General features: G+C 63.6%; 20 protein-coding genes and 1 tRNA gene. 9 read left to right on the top strand and 12 right to left on the bottom strand.

Features of this window, described 5'->3' with window-relative positions; genetic code table 11:
• Positions 1 to 7 precede the first annotated feature (7 nt).
• Complete coding sequence (locus tag ACJH5R_RS12775; RefSeq protein ID WP_406782078.1) at positions 8 to 1,276, top strand: amidohydrolase family protein; 1,269 nt, start codon at positions 8 to 10, stop codon at positions 1,274 to 1,276.
• A gap of 2 nt (positions 1,277 to 1,278) precedes the next feature.
• Positions 1,279 to 2,247 (top strand): D-2-hydroxyacid dehydrogenase family protein, encoded by a 969-nt coding sequence (locus ACJH5R_RS12770; RefSeq protein ID WP_406782077.1) that lies wholly within the window; start codon positions 1,279 to 1,281, stop codon positions 2,245 to 2,247.
• Between the two features lie 160 nt (positions 2,248 to 2,407).
• Here the strand turns inward: ACJH5R_RS12770 and ACJH5R_RS12765 are convergent, their stop codons facing one another.
• From ACJH5R_RS12765 to ACJH5R_RS12740, 6 genes are all read right to left on the bottom strand, one after another.
• Entirely contained in the window at positions 2,408 to 2,698 is a 291-nt protein-coding gene (locus ACJH5R_RS12765) for a hypothetical protein (RefSeq protein ID WP_406757521.1), read from the bottom strand.
• A gap of 350 nt (positions 2,699 to 3,048) precedes the next feature.
• Positions 3,049 to 3,121 (bottom strand) — tRNA-Ala (locus ACJH5R_RS12760).
• A gap of 72 nt (positions 3,122 to 3,193) precedes the next feature.
• A complete protein-coding gene (locus tag ACJH5R_RS12755; RefSeq protein ID WP_406757522.1) occupies positions 3,194 to 3,643 on the bottom strand; it encodes a GreA/GreB family elongation factor in 450 nt (149 codons plus the stop codon).
• 55 nt (positions 3,644 to 3,698) lie between these two features.
• Positions 3,699 to 4,955, bottom strand: a complete 1,257-nt coding sequence (locus tag ACJH5R_RS12750; protein WP_406782076.1) for an NAD(P)/FAD-dependent oxidoreductase — start codon at positions 4,953 to 4,955, stop codon at positions 3,699 to 3,701.
• A 59-nt stretch (positions 4,956 to 5,014) separates the two neighbouring features.
• Complete coding sequence (locus ACJH5R_RS12745) at positions 5,015 to 6,565, bottom strand: PucR family transcriptional regulator (protein WP_406757524.1); 1,551 nt, start codon at positions 6,563 to 6,565, stop codon at positions 5,015 to 5,017.
• Positions 6,447 to 7,799 carry an MFS transporter gene (locus ACJH5R_RS12740; RefSeq protein ID WP_406782075.1) on the bottom strand — a complete coding sequence of 451 codons (1,353 nt, stop codon included), beginning with the start codon at positions 7,797 to 7,799 and terminating at the stop codon, positions 6,447 to 6,449. Before ACJH5R_RS12740 ends, ACJH5R_RS12745 begins: the two co-directional genes overlap by 119 nt.
• Before the next feature lie 49 nt (positions 7,800 to 7,848).
• Between ACJH5R_RS12740 and ACJH5R_RS12735 the strand changes: the two genes are divergently transcribed.
• Positions 7,849 to 8,370 (top strand): hypothetical protein, encoded by a 522-nt coding sequence (locus ACJH5R_RS12735; protein WP_406782074.1) that lies wholly within the window; start codon positions 7,849 to 7,851, stop codon positions 8,368 to 8,370.
• Here the strand turns inward: ACJH5R_RS12735 and ACJH5R_RS12730 are convergent, their stop codons facing one another.
• Complete coding sequence (locus ACJH5R_RS12730; RefSeq protein WP_406782073.1) at positions 8,371 to 8,739, bottom strand: DUF488 domain-containing protein; 369 nt, start codon at positions 8,737 to 8,739, stop codon at positions 8,371 to 8,373.
• A gap of 130 nt (positions 8,740 to 8,869) precedes the next feature.
• On the opposite strand from ACJH5R_RS12730, the gene ACJH5R_RS12725 reads away from it, so the two are divergent.
• Complete coding sequence (locus tag ACJH5R_RS12725; RefSeq protein WP_406782072.1) at positions 8,870 to 10,210, top strand: PPE family protein; 1,341 nt, start codon at positions 8,870 to 8,872, stop codon at positions 10,208 to 10,210.
• Here ACJH5R_RS12725 and ACJH5R_RS12720 read toward each other — a convergent pair.
• Complete coding sequence (locus ACJH5R_RS12720) at positions 10,207 to 11,727, bottom strand: aldehyde dehydrogenase family protein (RefSeq protein ID WP_406782071.1); 1,521 nt, start codon at positions 11,725 to 11,727, stop codon at positions 10,207 to 10,209. The genes ACJH5R_RS12725 and ACJH5R_RS12720 overlap by 4 nt on opposite strands.
• A 206-nt stretch (positions 11,728 to 11,933) precedes the next feature.
• On the opposite strand from ACJH5R_RS12720, the gene ACJH5R_RS12715 reads away from it, so the two are divergent.
• Positions 11,934 to 12,371, top strand: a complete 438-nt coding sequence (locus tag ACJH5R_RS12715) for a hypothetical protein (protein WP_406757530.1) — start codon at positions 11,934 to 11,936, stop codon at positions 12,369 to 12,371.
• A gap of 36 nt (positions 12,372 to 12,407) precedes the next feature.
• Here the strand turns inward: ACJH5R_RS12715 and ACJH5R_RS12710 are convergent, their stop codons facing one another.
• Positions 12,408 to 13,181 (bottom strand): SDR family NAD(P)-dependent oxidoreductase, encoded by a 774-nt coding sequence (locus tag ACJH5R_RS12710; protein ID WP_406782206.1) that lies wholly within the window; start codon positions 13,179 to 13,181, stop codon positions 12,408 to 12,410.
• A 615-nt stretch (positions 13,182 to 13,796) separates the two neighbouring features.
• On the opposite strand from ACJH5R_RS12710, the gene ACJH5R_RS12705 reads away from it, so the two are divergent.
• Both ACJH5R_RS12705 and ACJH5R_RS12700 read left to right on the top strand, forming a co-directional pair.
• Positions 13,797 to 14,042 carry a helix-turn-helix transcriptional regulator gene (locus tag ACJH5R_RS12705; protein WP_406782070.1) on the top strand — a complete coding sequence of 82 codons (246 nt, stop codon included), beginning with the start codon at positions 13,797 to 13,799 and terminating at the stop codon, positions 14,040 to 14,042.
• Positions 14,035 to 15,063 carry an AAA family ATPase gene (locus ACJH5R_RS12700; RefSeq protein WP_406782069.1) on the top strand — a complete coding sequence of 343 codons (1,029 nt, stop codon included), beginning with the start codon at positions 14,035 to 14,037 and terminating at the stop codon, positions 15,061 to 15,063. Before ACJH5R_RS12705 ends, ACJH5R_RS12700 begins: the two co-directional genes overlap by 8 nt.
• A gap of 300 nt (positions 15,064 to 15,363) precedes the next feature.
• On the opposite strand, the gene ACJH5R_RS12695 is transcribed toward ACJH5R_RS12700, so the two are convergent.
• Both ACJH5R_RS12695 and ACJH5R_RS12690 read right to left on the bottom strand, forming a co-directional pair.
• Positions 15,364 to 16,767, bottom strand: a complete 1,404-nt coding sequence (locus ACJH5R_RS12695) for a hypothetical protein (RefSeq protein ID WP_406782068.1) — start codon at positions 16,765 to 16,767, stop codon at positions 15,364 to 15,366.
• 73 nt (positions 16,768 to 16,840) lie between these two features.
• On the bottom strand, positions 16,841 to 17,440 hold the full coding sequence (locus ACJH5R_RS12690; protein ID WP_406782067.1) for a recombinase family protein: 600 nt from the start codon (positions 17,438 to 17,440) through the stop codon (positions 16,841 to 16,843).
• Positions 17,441 to 17,656: 216 nt separating this feature from the next.
• On the opposite strand from ACJH5R_RS12690, the gene ACJH5R_RS12685 reads away from it, so the two are divergent.
• Positions 17,657 to 18,958, top strand: a complete 1,302-nt coding sequence (locus tag ACJH5R_RS12685) for an AAA family ATPase (protein ID WP_406782066.1) — start codon at positions 17,657 to 17,659, stop codon at positions 18,956 to 18,958.
• Positions 18,955 to 19,614: a DUF4276 family protein gene (locus ACJH5R_RS12680; protein ID WP_406782065.1), complete on the top strand. Its 660-nt coding sequence runs from the start codon at positions 18,955 to 18,957 to the stop codon at positions 19,612 to 19,614. The genes ACJH5R_RS12685 and ACJH5R_RS12680 overlap by 4 nt, the downstream gene beginning before the upstream one ends.
• A gap of 12 nt (positions 19,615 to 19,626) precedes the next feature.
• Here the strand turns inward: ACJH5R_RS12680 and ACJH5R_RS12675 are convergent, their stop codons facing one another.
• A complete protein-coding gene (locus ACJH5R_RS12675; RefSeq protein WP_406782064.1) occupies positions 19,627 to 20,727 on the bottom strand; it encodes a tyrosine-type recombinase/integrase in 1,101 nt (366 codons plus the stop codon).
• Positions 20,728 to 20,743 lie beyond the last annotated feature (16 nt).

The raw sequence follows: 20,743 nt of genomic DNA, 5'->3' as shown, positions 1-20,743 counted from the left end.
TTCGCAGGTGAAATCAATCGACGAGCTCAGCTCAGACCTGAGCTTCACCACCGCCAAGGCCGGAGCAGAGCGCACCGTGACCTTCCTGCCGGAACCGCCACGCGCGCAACGCCGCTACACGGTGATCTCGGTAGACGACCACATCGTCGAACCCCCGGATACCTTCTGTGGACGAGTGCCGTGCAAACTGGCCGACCGGGCGCCGCGGGTCGTCGAGACCGAAACCGGCGGCCAGACCTGGATGTACGACGGCCAATCGCTGCCCAACGTCGGGTTCAACGCGGTGGTCGGGCGTCCGGTGTCGGAGTACGGCTTCGAGCCGGCCCGCTTCGACGAGATGCGCCGCGGCGCCTGGGATATCCATGCGCGCATCAAGGACATGGACATCAACGGCGTGTACGCTTCGCTGAACTTCCCCTCCTTCCTGCCCGGGTTCGCCGGCCAGCGCCTGCAGCTGACGACCGGCGACCGTGAGCTGGCGCTGGCCTCGGTGCGAGCGTGGAACGACTGGCACCACGAGGTATGGGCCGGCTCCTACCCCGACCGCATCATCGGATGTCAGCTGCCCTGGCTGCTGGATCCCGAAGTCGGAGCGGCCATGATCTACGAGAACGCCGAAAGAGGATTCCGCGCCGTCACCTTCAGTGAGAATCCGGCCATGCTGGGACTGCCGACCATCCACTCCGGGCATTGGGACCCGATGATCGCCGCCTGCGCCGACACGGGCACCGTGGTCAATCTGCACATCGGTTCGTCGGGCACCTCACCGTCGACCACCGATGATGCCCCGCCGGACGTCGCCGGCGTGTTGTTCTTCGCCTATGCCATCTCCGCCGCCGTCGACTGGCTGTACTCGGGGTTGCCCAGCCGCTTCCCGGAGTTGAAGATCTGCCTGTCCGAGGGCGGTATCGGCTGGGTCGCAGGCCTGTTGGACCGCCTCGACCACATGCTGAGCTATCACGAGATGTACGGAACCTGGAAGTCGCTCGGCGAGACGCTCTCCCCTGCCGAGGTGCTGCAACGCAACTTCTGGTTCTGCGCGGTCGAAGATCAGTCGTCGTTCTGTCAGCACGAGCGCATCGGCACCGACCACATCATGCTGGAAGCCGACTACCCGCACTGCGATTCGACATGGCCGAACACCCAGCAGGTGATTCACCAGGAGATCGGTAACCTGCCTTCCGACGTGATACGAAAGTTCACCTGGGAGAATGCCTCTCGCCTCTATCAGCATCCGGTTCCCGAGGCGGTCCAGCACGACCCGGATGCGTTCTGAAGATGGCCGCCACCGCGGCGCCGCTGCGTATCGCGGTGCTCGACGATTACCAGGGCATCGCCGAGACGGTGGACTGGACGCCCATACCGCGGCCGGTACATCTGCTCGCGATCCGCGAACATCTCGCCCCCGGCGACGAACTGGTGGCCCGGCTGGCCGATTGCGAGGTGGTGGTCGCGATGCGCGAACGCACGCCGATCGGCGCCGAACTGCTGTCCCGGCTGCCGTCGCTGAAATTGCTGGTCACCACCGGACCGTTCAACGCCGCCATCGACGTGGCCGCCGCGCACCGACTCGGGATCACCGTGTGTGGGACCGGCGGCACCATCGCGCCGACGGTCGAACTCACCTGGGCGTTGATCCACGCCCTGCAACGCCATCTGATCGTCGAAGACGCGGCACTGCGCGCCGGCCGATGGCAACAGACCGTCGGCGCCGATCTCGCCGGCGCGACGCTCGGGCTGGTGGGGCTGGGCCGGATCGGCCGACTGGTCGGCGCAGTCGGACACGCCTACGGAATGCGAGTGACGGCGTGGAGCCCGCATCTGACCGCCGAGCGCGCCGCCGAGGCTGGGGCGCAGCTGCGGGACCGGCACAGCCTGTTCGAGACCGCCGATGTCGTGTCGATCCACATGGTGCTCTCCGCGGCGACGCGGGGACTCGTCGGTCGCGATGAGCTGACCGCGATGAAACCCAGCGCGATCCTGGTCAACACCTCGCGCGGTGGGCTGATCGATGAGGCCGCGCTGATCGACGCGCTGCGCACCGGCCGGATCCGCGGCGCCGGGCTCGACGTCTACGACCAGGAGCCGCTGCCGGCCGGACACCCGCTCACCACGCTGGGCAACACCGTGCTGACCCCGCACCTGGGCTACGTGACCAAGAACTGCATGAACATGTTTTACCGCGATATCGTCGAAGACGTCGCCAGTTACTGTGCCGGCACTCCGCGACGCCTGGTGAAAGCTTGACCGCACGGTTCACCCAAATTGCGATAACAGTTGTTCGTAACAGAACTGTCGCGCCGGAATAACGGTTCTACAAATAAATTCTCGTCAGCGATATTCGAAAAAAATGCCGCAATAGAAAAAGCCCGCGAACGTAATGTTCGCGGGCCTTTTCTGCCACGTGCTATTTAGTACCGCCGGCCAAGCCGATAGGGGCGCTGATGGCGTCTGTCATCAATCCCGCGATAGGACTGGCGGCGGCGGCCCCGGCCGGCCCCGGCGCCACCAGCGGCACGGGCGGCGGCAGTCCGGGCACCACCGGAATCGGGGCGATCGGAATAGGAGGCACCGGACCCGGTAGCCCCATCGGGACAGGCCCAGCAAGAGTGGTCAGATCTGCTGCGCACGGCACCGCGCCGGCCGCTCCGACCACGCCGGCAGGCGCCCCACCGTCACCGGATGTTTGAGCGACCACACCACCCGCGCACACCGGCCCCCCGAGGGGCAGGGGCGCGACGGGAACAGCACCAGCCTGGCCGCTGAAAAACAACCCGCTCGCAGATATGCCGATACCGGCGAATATCGCTTTACCGAGTCTCCCGAGGCTCTTCACGTACACTCCGATGATTAGTATCCAGCCCCCCCGGACACGCAATCTTTCGATTGCAAAGGAACCGTATCACAGGCTTGTAAGTCACCGGGCCGGCCAATTGACTCGTTAGCGTAACGATGCGACTCGTCAGCCGTGACACTGCGTTTACCAAACGATCTGATCACAATTCCGCGCGATCAGCGCAGAGTGAACGGAATACCCATCGAAATGAGTGGAGCTAAGGGGACTCGAACCCCTGACCCCCACACTGCCAGTGTGGTGCGCTACCAGCTGCGCCATAGCCCCGCGTTGTCGTGCTCATCGAAGCTACACCACAGCCACACCAAGGTTCAAAACAGCTCCTCAGTCGGCCTGTGTTCAGGCCGGATGCTGGGTCTGATGCAGCCCGTAGGGCACCGCGTCGAGCAGCGTCACCGTCACGTTGGCCCCACTGGGCACCTGGTAAGTGCGCTCCTCCCCCGGCCGTGCTCCGGTGATCGCCATGCCCAGCGGCGACTGCGGCGAGTAGACCTCCAACCCGCCCTGGTCGTCGTCGCGCACCCCGAGCAGGAAGGTCTCGGTGTCCCCGTCGCTGTAGCGCACGGTGAGCACCATGCCGGGCTCGGCGACCCCGTCGTCCGGCGGATCCTGTCCGACAACCGCGACCGCCAACAGGTCGTGGATCTGGTGGATCCGGGCCTGACGAGCTTGTTGTTCATCTATGTCTTCGTTGCCCGAAGCAGCTTGCGGCGCAGACAGTTCCGCCAACTCCGCCAGCAGCCGGTCCTTGGCCTGCTGGGTCATCCAGACACCGTGCGTATCAGTCATCGACAGTTCTCCTTTACAACAGCATTTTGATTCGAAACTCACCGACCCAGACGGGTCAGCGCAAGGGATCGAGGTCACGCAGCACGGCGGATTGCTTGCCGGTGGTGATCTGCTCGGCCAACAATCGGCCTGTCACGGGGCCATGCGTCATGCCCCACATGCCGTGCCCACCGGCGACGTAGACGGTGCGCGGGCACACCTCCCCCACCAGGGGCCGTCCGTCGGGGCTGACCGGGCGTGGGCCCACCCACACGTCGGTGCGCTCCTCCCAGCGCACGCCGTCGAGCAGGGGGCGGGTGGCGGCGACGATCGCTTCAACGCGGGCCGGGACGATCGGGGCGTCGGGGTCGCCGAACTCCATGGTGCCGGCGACCCGAAGGCGGGCGTTCAACGGCGTGCAGGCCACCCGGGCATCGGGCAGGTAGATCGGCCCCGTGACCGGCCCATCCACCGGCACGGAGAAGGAGTAGCCGCGCCCGGCCCGCACCGGCACACGGATCCAGCGCGCCGCCAGCCGCGACAACCAGGCACCGCTGGCGATCACCGCCGCATCCGCCGTCAAAGTCGCGCCGTCGCTGCTGGTCACGGCCACGCCGTCACCGTGGGGCGACACATCGGCGACATCGAGAATGTGCAGAACGGCACCGCGCTGTACCACCGTGCGCCCCAGCGCGGTCACGAACCGGCCTGGGTCAAGGAAGCGCTGACCGTCGATCTGCACCCCGGCGGCAACCGCCGCGGATGCCAGCGGCACCCGCTCAGCCAGCGCCGCGCCGGTCAGTTCGGTACCGAACACCGGCTGGCCGGCCTCGGAGAACCGGCGCAGCTCGTCGAGCAATCGCTCCGCGTCGGCGGAGGTCCGGAAAATCGCGGTGATCGGAGCATCGGTGACCGGGGCGTCTACCCCGTTGGCGAGCAGAACGTCATAAGCCTCAATGCATTCCGCGCTCAGGGGCGCGTTGGCCCGCACCGCGCGCCGCCAGGCTGCGGGACGGCTGTTCGCGGCGAAGCGGGCCAAGAAAGTCCACAATGCCGGGCCGGCGTTGAGCGGTACCTGCAGCGGCGCGGTCCGGCTCAGCAGGGACCGCAGCCCGAAGCGGAGGTTGGCCGGCTCGTTGAGCGGAATCGCCAGTGCCGGGGAGATCCAGCCGGCATTGCCCCACGAGGAACCGGCCGCGACTCCGACCCGGTCGACCACGGTGACTTCGACACCGCGCTCCTGCAGAAACCAGGCGGTGGACAACCCGACGACGCCGGCGCCCACCACGATCACCGATCGTGGCGCGCCGTCGATTCGGTTGGCCGCACCCATCTCTCCATGATGCGACTGCGCTCAGACGCCCGGTTTAACCGAATCGCACAACAGCAGCGTCAGGGTTTGTCGAGTTCCGACATGTCACCCGCCGCGAGCTCGATCATCGCCGCGAATCGAGTGCGCGGATCCTCCAGCCCCAGTGGCGTGACCTCGGCCATCTTGCGCAGCCGGTAGCGGACCGTGTTCTCGTGCACGCCCAGCTGCTCGGCGGCCCGTGCCAGATCACCCTGGGCGTCGAGCCAGGCCCGCAGCGTGGCCACATACGGCGTGTTGTGGGCCGCGTCGTGATGACGCAGCTCTGCGACCGGCCCACGGGTCGGCACCCGTCCGGCTCGTGCCGCGGTGTGCAGGCGGCGCAGCACGATCTTGTCCCAGGACTCGTCGTAAGCCGGCGCTACGCCGCCGGGTGGCCCGGCCTCGTGCAGCGCGAGACATTCTTCGGCCTCCCGGCGCGCGGCGGCCAGCTCGGCGACCGTGGCAACCGCACTGATCCCGGCCAGCACGCTGGCGTGCGGCGGCAAGACGGCGGCCAGGCCGCTCACCCACTGCCGGGCGGCGGCGGCATCTTCAGCCGGCAGCAGGGTGTAGACGGTGTTGGCAGCCAGTGCGCTGCGGCCGGGACGCGACCAGCCGAACCCGGTGGTGACGGCCTCGAAAGCCAACAGCAGCCCGGCATGCGGTTGCGTGGCGATCCGGGTGTGCACGGCGATCACCCGCAGCGGGGCTTGCGGCAGCCCCAGCCTGGCGACGAGGGCGACCGCGTCGGCCGGCTCCGTTCGCTCATCCAAAAGCCGGGTCACCCAGTCGGATTCGACTTGGCGCTCCAAGTCCGCACTCGCCCGTGACCGCAGCACGTGCAATGCCACCGTACGAGCACCATCAGCGAGGGCGGTCAGCCGCTCACCGCTCAATGGGTCCGGGCAGGCCACCCATACCGCACCCAGCAGCTCTCGGCCGGCGCGCACCGCCACCACCATCCGGCCGGTCAAGCCGTGCTCGGGATCGGCACCGACGTACAACGGTTCGTCGTGGAGGTCCAAATGCGCTATAACGCCGCGCTTTTCGAACAGCTCCCGAAGCGGCTCGGACTCCTGCCGGTTCAGGATCGTCGCCGAACGCGCCGGGTCGGCGTACCGCTGGCCACGCGAGTAGGCCAGCACCCTGCCCAGCTGATCCTCGATGGTGACCGCACCGGCCACCGCCTCGGCCAGGCTGTCGGCCACGGCGAACAGATCCGTTGGCCCGCGACCCGATTCGGTCTCCCGGCCTTCGAGCACCAACCCGTAGACCACCGCGGCCAGCTCGCTCCAGGACACCGCCGCGTCCACCACCAGCACGGCCAGCGACTCGCCCTCCCCCACGAAGGAGGTCTTGTCCTCGACGTCGCGGACCAGCACGGCGACGGCCTTGGCGGCCACCGCCCAGCGCACCGCCTCTTTTACCGAGCGGGCGCCGACCGCCAGCAGAACGTCGCCGACGACGACGCGCTCACCGGTCACCTCGTGCATCACGACACTGCTCAGCCGCGTCGTCCTCGGAATGGAGCAGAACCTCAGCCGAACCCCGTAGCTGCCCACCACGTTGACCAGCCGGTCCAGTGTCACCATCAACCGAGCCTAGCCACGTCTCATCGGCCAGCCCGCCGATCGGGTTGCTCGCCCTGGTCTCCGGCGCCCACACCCACGTGAGCGCTGCCACCAGCAACACCCCACCACTGATCGCAAAACCCCACTCGAAGGACAGCCGCTCGGCGATCTGGCCGACGGCGATCGAACCCACGATCGATCCGAAGTCGGCCATCATCTGGTACGTCGCCACCGCGGTGCCGGCCCGGGCCTGGTTGCCGACCAGGTCGGAGATGACGGCCTGCTGCGGCGACCCGTAGATCCCCGAAGCCACCCCGGTCAGGTACGCCACCACCAGAAACACCGCCAGCGAGGCGCTCGCGCCCAGCAAGACCGTGGTGACGCCCGATGCCGCCAGGCCGGCGATCAGCAGCCCCTTGCGGCCGATCCGGTCCGAGAGCTGGCCGCTGGGCAGGACCGCGCAGACATTGCCGATCCCGACCATCGCCAGCGTCAAGCCGGCGAAGGAGGGCCCGCGGCCCAGGACTTCGGTGACGAACAACGGCACCAACGCAACCCGCAGACCGAAGACCGACCAGCCCGTGGCGAAGTTCGACAGCAGCGCCGAGCGGTAGGCACGATTCCCCAGCGCCGTCCGCACCGACACGGTGGGCCCGGTCGACTCGGCCGCCTCGGCCAAATGCGAGTGGCGCAAGCTGACGAAGACGCCGGTGGCCGTCACGATCAGCACCGAACCGTAGAACAAGAACGGCGCGCTGAGGCCGAAACCTGCTGTCAGGCTTCCCAATATCGGTCCACCCACGGTGCCCAGCAGGAACGCCGTGGCGAACAGCCCGGCGACGCGGCCGCGAGCATCCTCCGGGCTGATCCGGATCATCAGGCCCACCGCGGCGATGAAGAACATCGTCGATCCAATGCCGCCGAGAGCACGGAAAAACAGCAGCTGCCCGTAGGTCTGCACGAAGGCGCAGGCCGTGGTGGACACCGAGACGATCAACAGGCCGGCCACGTAGACCCAGCGCTCGCCCAGCCGTTGAACCAGCAGTCCGCTCACCGGCGCGAAGAGCAATCGCGTCAGCGCGAACGCGGTGATGAGGAACGTCGTCGCGGAGATGCTCACCCCGAAATGGCGCGCGTAGACCGGCAGCACCGGCGACACCAACCCGTAGCCGAGCGCGATCAAAACGTTCGCGACGAGCAGTACCCAGATCTCCCGCTGCAGCCGCGGTTTAGCGGCCGGGGAGTCGTAGGTCACCCGATAACTTTAGACAGCCTCGGTAATCTCTGAATCGGGAGGCTTGACCATGAACCACGCTGTCGATGCGGGCCCCGATCACTCGTCGCCGCGGCCGGTGCTGCTGCAGCTGTGGGAACAGTGGACCGCGTTCAAACCGTTCGCCGTAGCCGGCGCCACCGCGATCGTGGTCGGTGGCGTGATAGCCGCCGCCATCGCGGCCCCCGCGCCCACCCGTCACGGGGTCTGGGCGGTGGCCTACCTGGTGCTCGTGCTCGGCGCCGGCCAACTGGCGATCGGGGCCGGCCAAGCGCTGCTGCCGACCACGGCGCCGTCACCGCGCGAGGCAACGCTGGGCGCCGCGGCGTTCAACGTCTCCGGCGCCGCCATCGTGCTGGGCGTGGTCACCGACCATGTCGCGGTGTTCTACGCGGGTTCTGCGCTGCTGTTCGCCGTGCTGGTCTGGCTGCTCTACCGGGTTCGGCGCAAAACACGTCGGGGCTGGGCGCTGTTCGCCTACCGGTTTTTTCTGGCGGCGTTGGTGGTGAGCATTCCGATCGGAATGGCGATCACCACCGCGGGCCGCGGCTAGTCACTGCCGGGCCAGCAGCTTGGCCAACACCGCCGCCTGACTTCCGTCCACGTCCCGGCTCGCCGTCACCAGGGTGACGGTCTTCTTGCCGCGAGCCAGCGCGCGCAAGCCGGCGAACCCCGCGGCCCCCTTCGCGGTCTGCAGTTCGTCTTCGTAGCGGGCGACGAACTCGTCGAACCGCTCCGGTTGGTGGTTGTACCAACGGCGCAGTTCACTCGACGGCGCCGCGTCCTTGTACCAATGCCCCACCCGGGGGTCGTCCTTGCGGAAGCCCCGCGGCCACACCCGGTCCACGAGGATTCGTTCACCGTCCTGCGCACCGGGTTCGTCGTAGACACGGGCGACTCGGAAGGTGGTTGTGGGACTCATACCCCAGGCTATCGCCGGCCCGCGGCGCATGTCAGCCGTCGTCCCACCACCATCGACGAGTTCGAAGTTAGCTTAGGCAATGCTATCTTGTCGATATTTACAGTTCCGCTCGTAGAAATTGGTGGCCGGCGTGAACGGTGGTTGGATCGCATCTCCCCCAGAGGTGCATTCCGCGCTGCTGAGCGCCGGGCCCGGTGCCGGTGCCCTGCTGGCTGCCGCCGGCGGCTGGTCCACGCTGAGCACCGAATACGCGGACGCGGCCACCGAACTGATCAGCGTGCTGAGCGCCGTCGGGTCAGCCGTCTGGCAGGGCCCCAGCGCGGAGAGCTACACCGCGGCGCACGCGCCGTACCTGCAGTGGCTGATCCGCGCCAGCATCGAGAGCGCCCACGCCGGAACCCAGCACGAAGTCGTCGCGGCCGCCTACACCACCGCCCTGGCCGCCATGCCCACCCTGGCGGAGCTGGCGCTCAACCACACCGTCCACGGCGTCTTGACCGCCACGAATTTCTTTGGCATCAACACCATCCCGATCGCTATCAATGAGGCCGACTACGCCCGCATGTGGGTGCAGGCCGCCACCGCCATGGCGACCTACGAGGGCATGGCCGGCGCTGCCGTGACGTCGCTACCCGGCACGGACTCGCCGCCGCCGATCCTGGCCGCAGACACCGGAACCGGTGGCGACGACGAGCCGACGGATCCGGTCGAGGAGGCCAACCGCTGGTTCTGGTTCATCTTCTGGAACATCGTGTTCTGGTCGACGTTCCTGTTCATCGTGACGATTCCGGTTCGGATCCCGATCGTGCTGCCGCTGCTGATCAACGCCATCAACGACTTCATCGCATCGATGCAGGTGCCACCACCGGAGCCGGTCATCGAACAGCCCGCGCCACCGCCCGTCGCGGTACGGCACCCGATCGCGGCCCGACCGGCTCACGAGCCGGTCGCCGTTGCCGTCGGTGTCGCGAGCGCTATCGCCGGTTCGGCGGGGACATCCTCGGGCCCGGCCGGCGCAACGACCACCGGGCCGGCGCTACCGGTAAGCGGCGCCGAATCGCTGGCCTATCTGGTGACCGGCGGCCACGCCGAAGGCTTCGGCCCCACCTTGACCGACCGCGACCGGTCCCCAGCGCCGGCCGCGGGCGCCTGCGCGGCGGTCTCGGCTCGCGCCCCGTCGGCGCGTGCACCGCTGCGCTCCCGGCGTCGGCGTCGCGCCCAGATGAAGGAATACGCCGACGCCACCATGACTCTGGATGCCGACGTCACCGGATCACCCGTCGAAACGACCAGATCCGACGGCTCGGATTCCGGCGCCGGAGCACTGGGATTCACCGGGACAGCGCAGCGCAGCGACGCGGGGGCGACAGGACTGGCCCGGTTACGCGGCAACGCTTTCGGCGGCGGCCCGGTGGTACCGCTGTTGCCCGAGACCTGGGATCACGACTCGGACGAGTGGTCGCCCTCTTAATTGCTTGGCCGTGAACCGAACCGGCGCCGGCCCCGCGCCGAGAAGGCGCGCATAGCCCCCAGCGCCATCGCCATCTGGCGCTTCGACGCCGGATACCACAGCAATTCGGACTTCTGAGTGGGTAGCCGCGGACTCGTAATCGCCTGCTGCCGACAGTATTTGATAATTCCAGACGCTCCGCCGGCACGATAGCCGATCCCGGATTCCTTCCAGCCGCCCATCGGCAACCCCGGACAGAAGACATTGACCAAGGCATCGTTGACATTCACCGCGCCCACTTCCAGCCGACGGGCCAGCCGCTCGCCGCGGCGCTTATCGCCGGTCCACACCGTGGCCGACAACCCGTACGGCGAGTCGTTGGCCAGCCGGATGGCCTCGTTCTCGTCGGCGACCTTGATCACCGGCAGGGTCGGTCCGAAGGTCTCTTCGGTCATGCATGTCATGGACGAGTCGACGTCGGCGATCACGGTCGGAGCGAAGTACGTCCCCACGCCGGTTGCCTTGCCGCCGGTGACCACCCGCGCCCCGGCGGCCGTCGCCTCCTCGACATGGCGCGCCACGATGTCGCGTTGCGCTTCGGTGGCCATGGCACCGGTGTCACCGTCCTGGCCCTGCTGCACCTCACCCACCCGGGCAGCCAGCTTCGCGACGAACTCGTCATAGACCGGGGCTTCGACGTACACGCGCTCCACCGACACACATACCTGTCCGGAGTTGAACATTCCGCCCCACGCAATGCCGTTGGCGGCGCGGTCGAGGTCGGCGTCGGCCAACACGATCGCCGGGTCCTTTCCACCGAGCTCCAGACCGTAGGGAATCAGCCGCTGCGCGCAGGCCACCGCGACCTTGCGCCCGGTGGCCGTCGACCCGGTGAACTGCAGGAAGTCGGCTTGCTCGATCAGCGCCTGGCCGGTGTCGCCGTAGCCGGTGGTCAGGTCGAGCACTGGCGGGGCACCGATCTCGGCCCAGCCGCGCACAAACTCGACCGCCGACAGCGGCGTCACTTCGGAGGGCTTGAGCAGCACGGCCGCGCCGGCCGCCAAGGCCGGCGGCACGTCAAGGCCGGGCATCGCGAACGGGAAGTTCCACGGCGTGATGACCCCGACCAGCGGGTAGGGACGATAGGCGGTGGTGAACCGCTTCACCCGATAGATCGGGCTGTGCGCCTTGGGATGCCGGTCGGCGAGAAACTCCTTGGCCTGATTGGCCCAGTAGCCGATGGCGTCCGCGGTGGCGACGGCCTCCAGGCTGGCGTCGACGTACGACTTTCCGGTCTCGGAGATCAACACCTCGGTGATGTGATCGGCGTGGTCCAGAATCCAGTCCTGCCACGCCAACAGCCAGCGCTTGCGGCCCGTCGGCCCGAGCGCCTCCCATTCCGGTTGGGCTGCAATGAGTTGGGCGGCCTTGGCAGCCACCGTCTGGGGGTCGTCGATCGGCACGGTGCCCGACACGGCCCCGGTAGCGGGGTTGTGCACGGTGATCATCGACTCGGCCCTGGATTGCACTGCGGTCATGTTGCGCTCCCGATCTAGACCCTGCGGAAAGGCTGTGACCTCGCCGTACCTGATCGTCAGTTGCTGCCTGCGAATTTGTCAAGGTCAACCATCGCGGGAACTTTGCCCGAGGCGCCCGGAGTACAGGGAAATCCCTGTATCCGATCGGTGCGAAGTCGCCTACTGTCCGAAATCAGCGGATGGTCATGCAGGGACTGGAGAGGCCGATGACTGATTGGGTAGGGACGCGTTCTCGCCGAAGGGCTGGGCGCTTCGGCGTCACCGCTGCCAAAGCCGTCTCGGCCGGGGCCGCCGCGGGCATCGTCCTCGCCTGTGCACCGATGTCCTGGGCCGACCCGGAGCCCTCAACCCAGCAGGAGCCGGCCGAGAACCAGGAACAGCAGGACGAACAGCAGCAAAAGGGGTTCTCGCCGCCGCGCCCGGATGCCCCCGACAACAACCCGCCGAACAACAACCCGCCGAACAACCCGCCCAATAACCCCACCAACAACGACGCCTCCAAAAAGGGCGACCTGGCGGACAAGAACTGCTGGATGTACAGCACCGGCCCCGAATGGTTCGCGCCCGGCGCCATGCCCAGGCCGGGGCTTCCCGGGGAGAAGGTCTGGCCCTGCTACTACGTGGCGGGGCTGACCCCGCATTAGGACTCCACCATCCAGGGCAACGCAGCGGCGAGGGTGCTATTGCGCGAGATACCCCCCGTCGACGGGCAACACGGCGCCGGTGATGAAGGAGGCATCGTCGGAGGCGAGAAAGACGATGGCGCTGGCAACTTCGGCCGGTTCGCCAATGCGGCCCATCGGGTGCATGCGTTCGACCGCCGCCAAATACGCTGAGCCACCCGGCTCCTCCGGGAACCGCTGGACCCGCTCGGTGCGAATCGTCCCGGGGGCAACGGCGTTGACTCTGATTCCCCGATCGGCCCACTCGACCGCTAAGTGCTTGGTCAAACCGCTGGCGATGAACTTCGCGGGCCCGTAGGCCGCCTGCCGCTTCTGCCCGGCCAGGCCCGAGATCGACGAGAGGCACACGATCGCGCCGCCGCCGGTTGGCAGCATTGCCTCGATTGCGAATTTGCACGTGAGGAACATGCCGCGGCCATCGATGGCCATCACGTTGTCCCAGTCGGTGGCGGTCACCTCTTGCGCATCTCCGAGCGGGATGATGCCGGCGTTGGCGACCAGCACATCGAGCCGTCCGAATCGGTCGACCGCCGCGCCGATCATTCGCTGCGCGTCATTCTGGACCGAGACGTCGCCGACGACTGCCTCAACCTCCGCCCCGGCTTGCCGCATCTCCTCGGCGAGCGCCAGCAGCGGCTCGCCTTGAATATCGGTCACGACCAGACGCGCACCTTCACGTGCGAAGAGCACGGCGGTGGCCCGGCCGATGCCAAACGCTGCCCCGGTGATCACAGCCGACTTTCCGAGGAGGCGTCCTCGTCCTTCGGTTATGCCGTCCGTCATCTGCGCATCGCCTCGGCCAACGCTGCCCCTACTTCCTTGTGCGCCGAGCTTTTCAACGCGGTAGATGGCCGCTCGATTTCGCGTGAGCCCAGGGAGATCTGGAGCTCTGGGCTACATCGCGATCGAGGCCTCGCCACAGGGCGGGACGCGAACAGGATAAGTCCGAGCGGATGATCCTCCGGCGCAATCGCCACCGTGAGGGAGGAAGCGAGAGCCAGGTGCCTCGGTTGAGGTCGAGCTGAAGCGGGACGGGCCAGGACTATTTCGTCCTGGCCCGTCCCGCTTCTTCAGTTGTGGAGCTGCCGGGAATCGAAACCGCATATAATGCGCTTGAGCTGCACAAACAGCTATCGAGTCAACATGGTTGGCCATGGGCGTTTACGGATGTTGACGGAAGTTTTGTTGACCTACGTCAACCAGTTCAGATCGAATATCTGTTCGAATAATCTCAGCGACGCGCCGCGGTCCCGGCTGCTCTTGCCAGCCCGGTTCCCTATACTTCCACCTGGCACGGCAGGTAGCGGTGACCGTCCAGGGAGGCGGGCCGTGTCGGATGCGCCCGAGGCAGGGCGCACCTGAGATACACCGAGAAACAACTCAACAATGGAACTCATTGGAGTTGAAGAAGTCGCGTCAATCCTCGGCGTGAGCGCCAGCACCGTTAGGTGGTGGAAGCAGATGGGCAAAGGCCCCCGTTCAGCGAAGATTGGCAAGCACGTCAGGTACAGGCGGGCTGACGTCGAGTCCTGGATCGAGTCACGGTTCGAGGCCGGTCCTGCGCCGGATGTTCTTGAGACACAGTTGAACCCCCTGGGCCGACGCCGGATTGCGAGCGTCGCGAATGACTGAGATGCAGCTACATCGGGCGTTGGACATGGCAGCCTCGCAGCCGGTCAGGTGGGCACTCAGCCCCGGCTACCTCGCCAAAGGGAAGCCCAACCTCCTCGTCGGCGCGGAGGGAATCGGCAAGTCGCTATGGACGATTCGGGCGATGGCGGCTATCACGACCGGGCAACCCTGGGGGCCGTTCACCATCACAGATGAGCCGGCTGATGTAGTTTTGATCGCCACAGAGGACGGGTGGGCGGACACAATTCGTCCTCGGTTGGAAGTTGCAGGCGCGGACTTGTCTCGACTGTATGTGCTTTCCGCCGAGGACGACGGCACCGGCCCAGGCACAACGAGAGATATCGATGTGCTCAAAGCTCGTGATCTCAAGCCTGGACTTGTAGTCCTCGACGCTTGGATCGATACGGTGCCAGGCGGGTTGAACGTCAAGGACCCTCAGCAATGCAGGAGTGCAGTCAAGCCGTGGAAGGACTACGCGGCTGACACCGGAGCGGCCGTCCTGCTAGTGACGCACACGAACCGCCTCGATACTGGATCATCGCGCGACACGTACGGCTTGTCGGGCGCGTTACGGCAGATTGCGAGATCTGCTCTGTACGCCATTGAAGATCCGGAGACTTCGGCACTCGTTGTGGGCCCCGACAAGTCAAACCTTGCATCGAAGGCCGTTGCGCAGCGATTCGAAAAGTCATCTGTCGAGAAGTTCAAAGCGACCGCCGATACCGATGGCGTCGTCCCCCTGTTGAACTACATCGGCCCTGACGATCGCACCGTCAGCCAAATCGTGGCAACCCAGCACAGAGGTCAACAACAGCCGGCACGCACCAAGAATGACGAGATCGACGACATCGTCCGGCAAGCTCTAGAGAGCGGACCTATGGCGTCCAAGGAACTTTCGGACTTGGTGAGCATGTACGGATTCAGCGAAGATCAACTCGACCGATCAAAGAAGCGGATCGGGGCGAGAAGCCGCCGAGACGGAGCGGTTTGGATTACCGAGCTGACGAGCACCGGAGAATAGTTCGTATGACCGCAAGACCGCGCGTCAAAGAGCTAGACCACCTGACGCGCGGTCTTCGGTTGTCACACCCAACAGACCCCGAAGACCGCAGAACCGTTGCTCTTGGCAGCTGCGCGGACTTGCGGACTTGGCGCCTTCCAGCCGAGATGGTTTCGGACCATCAGGGACATAGCCGTTCCCCTCAGATCGCGGAGAGAGAGGCGGCGCTGGCCGTTCGAGGCGCGGCCCAGCCATCGGGTAGGGGCACCCCCCACCCCTCTTACCGCCGGTTGCGCGACCACAGAGCAGATCTCCCCGTACTCAAGTGACGCTCTCGCTGTCTTCCGTTGCAATGAGTGACGACCGCCAGTCGTTCACTCCCGGGAGGATGCCGGAGTTCTCCATGATTGCAGTGCGCCAGTACTCGGCCCGCGAGGGATTAGTCTCTACGTCCACGCGTATCGCGAATAATTGAAGGCCCGTGATCAAGCAATGCCCACGACTCTCGCAATACGGAATCATCTGGTCAGGAAAGTCGATTTCCACGCGCTCGCTTAGATCTATGTCACGCCACGTGTTGACGATCAAAATTCCCTTTGGGGCAATACCCGTCTCCTCGAACTCGCCAGCGACCCACTTTTCGAGCTGCGCAGCGTGTTTTTCGGCCGCACTCTTGGATACACCCTTTACTTCTACTACAGCGTTACCCTCAGGGAAAGCAACCTTCCAATCATCCCGATCCGGGTCAGGCTGTGTCACCTCACCACCTAGCAATTCAAGGGTTACTCCAACCTCCGACGCCAAAACGTCGCCTGTCCCAAGAAATAACTGGTTCTTAGCATCCGCATTCTCGCGTCGCTCAACTAGCTTAGCAAGCTTTGCCCGAGCTGCTTCAATCCGGGACTCTTGCCTCGTAATCTCTTGGCGCACCAACGACTGATCCGCCGTCGCGTAATTCAATGACCACACCGGGCGCGACCTGATCGCTTTTGACGTCATTGCAGCGACCGCTTCCATGAGATCTTCTTGGACCTCAGGGGATACATCTAGCCAGCGGTCATCGTCGTCCTCATCATCCTCGTCGCCATGTTGGGGTCTAGCCAAACTGAATGACGGGGATAACACGAGCAGTCCACCAGCCTTCGGCCTACAGAATGAACCAACAACCCTGGTCGTGCCCGCAACTGAAGCGAAAGGCGTGCCATCGAGCCACGAAAAGACGGCGTCGTACTTAACGAGTTTTTTGTACTTCCGGAGGAACGACGCAATTACACTATCCCCCTGGATTGTTATCCTGTTTCCGCTGGCAACTTGAAGCGAAAAACCGTTAGCGGGCAGCGCATCCCATAGATCGACCTTTGCGAGCCTTCTAATCCTCTGACGATTCCGACCAGTTCCGGAATACTCAGCTTCTCCGGTAGCGGCATAGTACTCTTGAGGCGGTCTAACGATTGCAATAATAGTTCTGCCAGCTTCGAGAAATTCCTTAAACTCCGCATGCCTCCGAGTGATATCTGCCCTAAACCTAACAGATTCGTCGTCGCTCAGGCTCGGCAAGCCTTGGAAAGATGACCGACCGTATTGGTTGTAGTTACGGAATGATGCGGCAGGGTCCCATATCACGGCGTCAAAATCGAAGACACTTATATCACTACCAAAGGAGCTGCGTTTTGTTTCGTCCCCCTCGCCATATACCGGGTCATAGTCCAGCGACAAAAGTCTCACGCACAGAAGCGTACCGTGACCGGCCATGCAGGTGAGCGACTCTGCCCTAATACACGTCGAGCTGACCGCACCCCTAGGACGCCGGATCTGCCAGCACTCGATAAACCGTGGCACGACTGACGCCTAGCGTTGTCGCAATGGTGTTGACCGGCTCGCCGCTCACATGCATCCGCTGCGCCAAAGCCGCTTGCGACTCATCGAGCGCCTTTGGCCTACCAATAGACTGCCCTCGTGCCCGGCGGGCTTCCCGCGCCGCTGCGCGCCGCTCCCGCCCCAACTCCAACTCAAGCTCGGCCAAACTGGCCAGAACACCTGCAACCATTCGACCGGCCGCGTTCGACGTGTCGATGCCCTCACGCAAAGAACGCAGCACGATACCCCGTTCGCCAAGTTCGCGAATGGTTGTCATCACCTCCGCGGCATTTCTGCCCAAGCGGTCAATCCCAACGACCACGATGGCGTCACCCTCGCGGGCGTAGTCCATAAGTGCCGCCAGTCCGGGTCGCTGCTCGCGGGTCGACGTGCCCGACAACCGATCCGAGTAGAGGCGATCGCCGTCGACACCTGCGGCGGCAAGTGCATCGACCTGTTGGTCGAGTGATTGATGTCCGGTGCTGACGCGGGCATAGCCCAGCACGGCTCCGGTGGCGACAAGAACGCTGCTTGATGTCATGCAGCCAGTGTCGCAAAAGTCTCATAACCCGTCAATATGCGACATCTATTTTGAGCCGATTTATGAGACACTACGAGCTGGTATCTCTTTCAGGGCAAGTCATCCCGTGGAGGCGTCTCATTTCCTTAGATATGAGACACGCCATCTCCTGAGCCTTACCAGCCTCAACACGGCGACCTCCGCATCTCTCGCCGCCCGAGCCGATAGGCTTCCGCAATGCGATTCCATCTGTTCGAGTTCCGAGGCTTCAAATCGCTGCGCGACGTTTCACTTGACCTTGACCAAGTCACCGTTGTAACTGGGCCTAATGGTGCGGGGAAGACCAATCTTGTCGAAGCCCTGAGCTTTTTCTCTGAAGCTGTACAGTACGGGCTTGAAATCGCTATCGCTCGCGCTGGAGGATTCGAGAACATAACTCACCATTCCAACGGAGATAATCAAAAGTCAATCGGCTGCACGTTCGTTGCAACATTCCATTTATCAGAGATATTCGGGCGACGTCCATACATCGTCGACCGCGCGGGCGAACTCAGCTCAGTGATCAACATGGCTTATGATTTTACAGTAATTCAACGCGACGATAGCGACCCGTCGAGCTTCAAAATTGAATTTGAGTACCTAGAACTTCGCGACGAACCAGGCTTGATATTTAAAGCCACAAGAACGGGAGAATCCCCACCAAAGTTTTTCCGCTCTAAGCGCATGAAGGGTGGACGGCGCGGCCCCCTTTCTGCCGCTCTATATCCACTATCGGATGATGACTTTATCAAGTACACGAGAGAGCGAATAGACGACACCACTCTCCTTGTGCGAGGTTTGGATTTTTCGACCAACGTATTTGATCTTATCGCGCGCCAGCTAGGCCAGACTAAGGTTTTCCAGCTCTCGCCTCAACAATGTCGACAGCCCGGAGTCTCTACTCCCAATGCTCTACTAAGTAGGTACGGGGAGAATCTTCCATCAGTTGTCGATTACCTTCGCAAGAACCGACCTGAGCCTTGGACTCAGATCGAGGCGGCAATGCGGGCTGTCCTGCCGCAACTTGAAGTAATAGAAACGACTTTTACTCAAGACCGCCGACTGTCACTGAGCTTCAAGTTTTCTGATTCAGACCGAAACTGGAATGCAAATGAAATGTCCGATGGCACTGTTCAGGCCTTAGCGCTTTTCGTCGCATTATTTGACGAAAGATCACCCGTCTTGGTAGTTGAGGAACCAGAGAATGCCCTGCACCCTTGGATACTACGACATTTTCTAGACCTGTGTCGAGGGCAATCCAAAAAACAGATACTGCTAACCACACACTCGCCGGTAGTAATCGATTACACAGCACCCGAGAACCTGCGCATTATGTGGAGTCGAGACGGAAGTAGCCATCTATCTCTAGCCACAGACCTGAACCCCGAAATCGTTACCCTATGGAAGTCTGGCGAGGTCAGAAGTTTCGACATATTCGACTCAGGCATGGTTCATGAGTATCTCCCTGAAGAGTACGTTCCCGAGGAGCCCAACGAATGAGAATAGCATTGATTACGGAGGGAGCTAGCGAGTTTAAGGCCCTCCCGCAGCTTTTCCCACAGCTCCAACAAAAGATGCCAAGACGGTCAAGAATTGTGAGAATTCTTAGAGCTAATATTACACCCGACGCTCCTCACCCCCAGGTAATTTCATCATGCCGCCCCGCTCTAAAGATCGCATCTAATATCGCAGACATGGCTATTGTACTGCTTGACAGAGAACAGCAACAGAACTGCCCTGGAGACATTGCGGCAAAGCTGGAAGAGCGATTCAAAAAGGCCGCGTGCATCGATATCCGAGTGGTACTCAAAGACCGGAAGTTTGAGAATTGGCTAATTTCGGACTTAGTAGGCCTGAAATCTCATCCCGCGCGATTCAACTACGACAATGCCCTCAGCAGACGAGTCCATCCCGATAAGGCTGACAGAATAGACGCAGAAAGGGAACTAAAACGAATATCCGGAGGCAAGTACGACAAGATTCCTGATGGGAATCGACTTTGTAAGACTGCATCTGTCGACAGGATTGCCCACAACAGTCGCAGCTTCCGACATTTTTTGCATTTGCTTAACTATGAACCCTACAGAACCGATTGCCGAACTCCGGCTGCCGCAACACCAAACGGGTCTCCCAAGCGCAGAAGAACGAAACCCTAGCGCTAAGCGACCTTAAGGCAGCATCTTACCTATCGCTTCGGCCGCCACCTCATGGTTGCGTCGATCAAGATGTGCATAGTGTCGCCGGGTCGTCTCATACGAGTCGTGCCCCAAGTGGTCCTGGACCACCGCCAGATCAATGCCGTTCTGAACCATCCATGACCCGCACGTTGTCCGGAGATCACGGATGCACGGTGTCCGCTCCAGACCATTCCTCTGCGCCTTTTGTAGCGACTTGTACCAAACGTTGGCACGCCAGCTGTAAATCCTGATCGGCTTTCCATTCGTCCCAACGAACAACCATTCACCAGAGTAGTCGAGCTGCTCTAACACCCGGGTCGGAACATTGATGGTTCGGACCGACTTCTCAGTCTTAGGTGGCCCGAGGTAGTAGCTGTCCGGGCCTCCCTTGTGCCATGCGCGAGTAATCGAGACGGTCCCCTGTTTGCGGTCAACGTCCGACGGCCGCAGCGCCACAGCCTCCGAGAATCGGCAGCCCGAGGCGACCAAGAACTCCACCAAGGGTTGGTAGTGCTCGCTGAACGCTGCCTTAAGCACCTGGAACTCGTCGCGGGTGAGATAGAGATAGGGCCGCTTCTCAGTGCGGGGCATCTTCATCCGGTGGCAAGGATTAGCCGCTAAGTCTCCAACTTCCACAGCCCGAGTTAGCGCACCAGACAGAAACCCATGCTTGTTCTGGATCGTCTTACCCGACGCCCCGCCTTCCGCCATGCCGTTGACCCAAGCCGAAACGTCGTCGCGAGTCAGCTTCTTCAACGGGATAGCGCCGAGGGCCGGACCGATGTCATTCCGGAGATATCGCCGGTACTCGACGACCGTCTTCTTCTCAACTCCGGTCAGGCTTTGGATGTGCCGTTCCAAGTACTCCGCGACCGTCTGCGACGACATCGTGCGAGGCGCGATGTCCGCGACGCCCGCGATTTCCATCGCCCGCGACGGACCCACCGCACCGACCAAGTCCCGGAACCACTGAGCCTCCTTCTCATCAGGAAACGACGTACTGGTCTGCCTGCTGCCATGGCGGTACAAGACCGCGTAATAGACCGAACCATCCTTGCGGGTGCGCATACGAACAGAGGCCACGTCGCGCATCCTAGCGCCAACAAAA

This window comes from Mycobacterium sp. SMC-19, from assembly GCF_045310815.1.
Lineage (GTDB): Bacteria > Actinomycetota > Actinomycetes > Mycobacteriales > Mycobacteriaceae > Mycobacterium.
This window is presented reverse-complemented; position numbering and strand designations above follow the sequence as displayed.

Excerpts from the sequence above, each read along its gene's own strand:
- ACJH5R_RS12705 (WP_406782070.1), top strand. The coding sequence starts at position 13,797 with ATGGAACTCATTGGAGTTGAAGAAGTCGCGTCAATCCTCGGCGTGAGC.
- ACJH5R_RS12675 (WP_406782064.1), bottom strand. The coding sequence starts at position 20,727 with ATGCGCGACGTGGCCTCTGTTCGTATGCGCACCCGCAAGGATGGTTCG.
- ACJH5R_RS12685 (WP_406782066.1), top strand. The coding sequence starts at position 17,657 with ATGCGATTCCATCTGTTCGAGTTCCGAGGCTTCAAATCGCTGCGCGAC.
- ACJH5R_RS12720 (WP_406782071.1), bottom strand. The coding sequence starts at position 11,727 with ATGACCGCAGTGCAATCCAGGGCCGAGTCGATGATCACCGTGCACAAC.
- ACJH5R_RS12730 (WP_406782073.1), bottom strand. The coding sequence starts at position 8,739 with ATGAGTCCCACAACCACCTTCCGAGTCGCCCGTGTCTACGACGAACCC.
- ACJH5R_RS12735 (WP_406782074.1), top strand. The coding sequence starts at position 7,849 with ATGAACCACGCTGTCGATGCGGGCCCCGATCACTCGTCGCCGCGGCCG.
- ACJH5R_RS12745 (WP_406757524.1), bottom strand. The coding sequence starts at position 6,565 with ATGGTGACACTGGACCGGCTGGTCAACGTGGTGGGCAGCTACGGGGTT.
- ACJH5R_RS12750 (WP_406782076.1), bottom strand. The coding sequence starts at position 4,955 with ATGGGTGCGGCCAACCGAATCGACGGCGCGCCACGATCGGTGATCGTG.
- ACJH5R_RS12680 (WP_406782065.1), top strand. The coding sequence starts at position 18,955 with ATGAGAATAGCATTGATTACGGAGGGAGCTAGCGAGTTTAAGGCCCTC.
- ACJH5R_RS12770 (WP_406782077.1), top strand. The coding sequence starts at position 1,279 with ATGGCCGCCACCGCGGCGCCGCTGCGTATCGCGGTGCTCGACGATTAC.
- ACJH5R_RS12690 (WP_406782067.1), bottom strand. The coding sequence starts at position 17,440 with ATGACATCAAGCAGCGTTCTTGTCGCCACCGGAGCCGTGCTGGGCTAT.
- ACJH5R_RS12755 (WP_406757522.1), bottom strand. The coding sequence starts at position 3,643 with ATGACTGATACGCACGGTGTCTGGATGACCCAGCAGGCCAAGGACCGG.
- ACJH5R_RS12700 (WP_406782069.1), top strand. The coding sequence starts at position 14,035 with ATGACTGAGATGCAGCTACATCGGGCGTTGGACATGGCAGCCTCGCAG.
- ACJH5R_RS12715 (WP_406757530.1), top strand. The coding sequence starts at position 11,934 with ATGACTGATTGGGTAGGGACGCGTTCTCGCCGAAGGGCTGGGCGCTTC.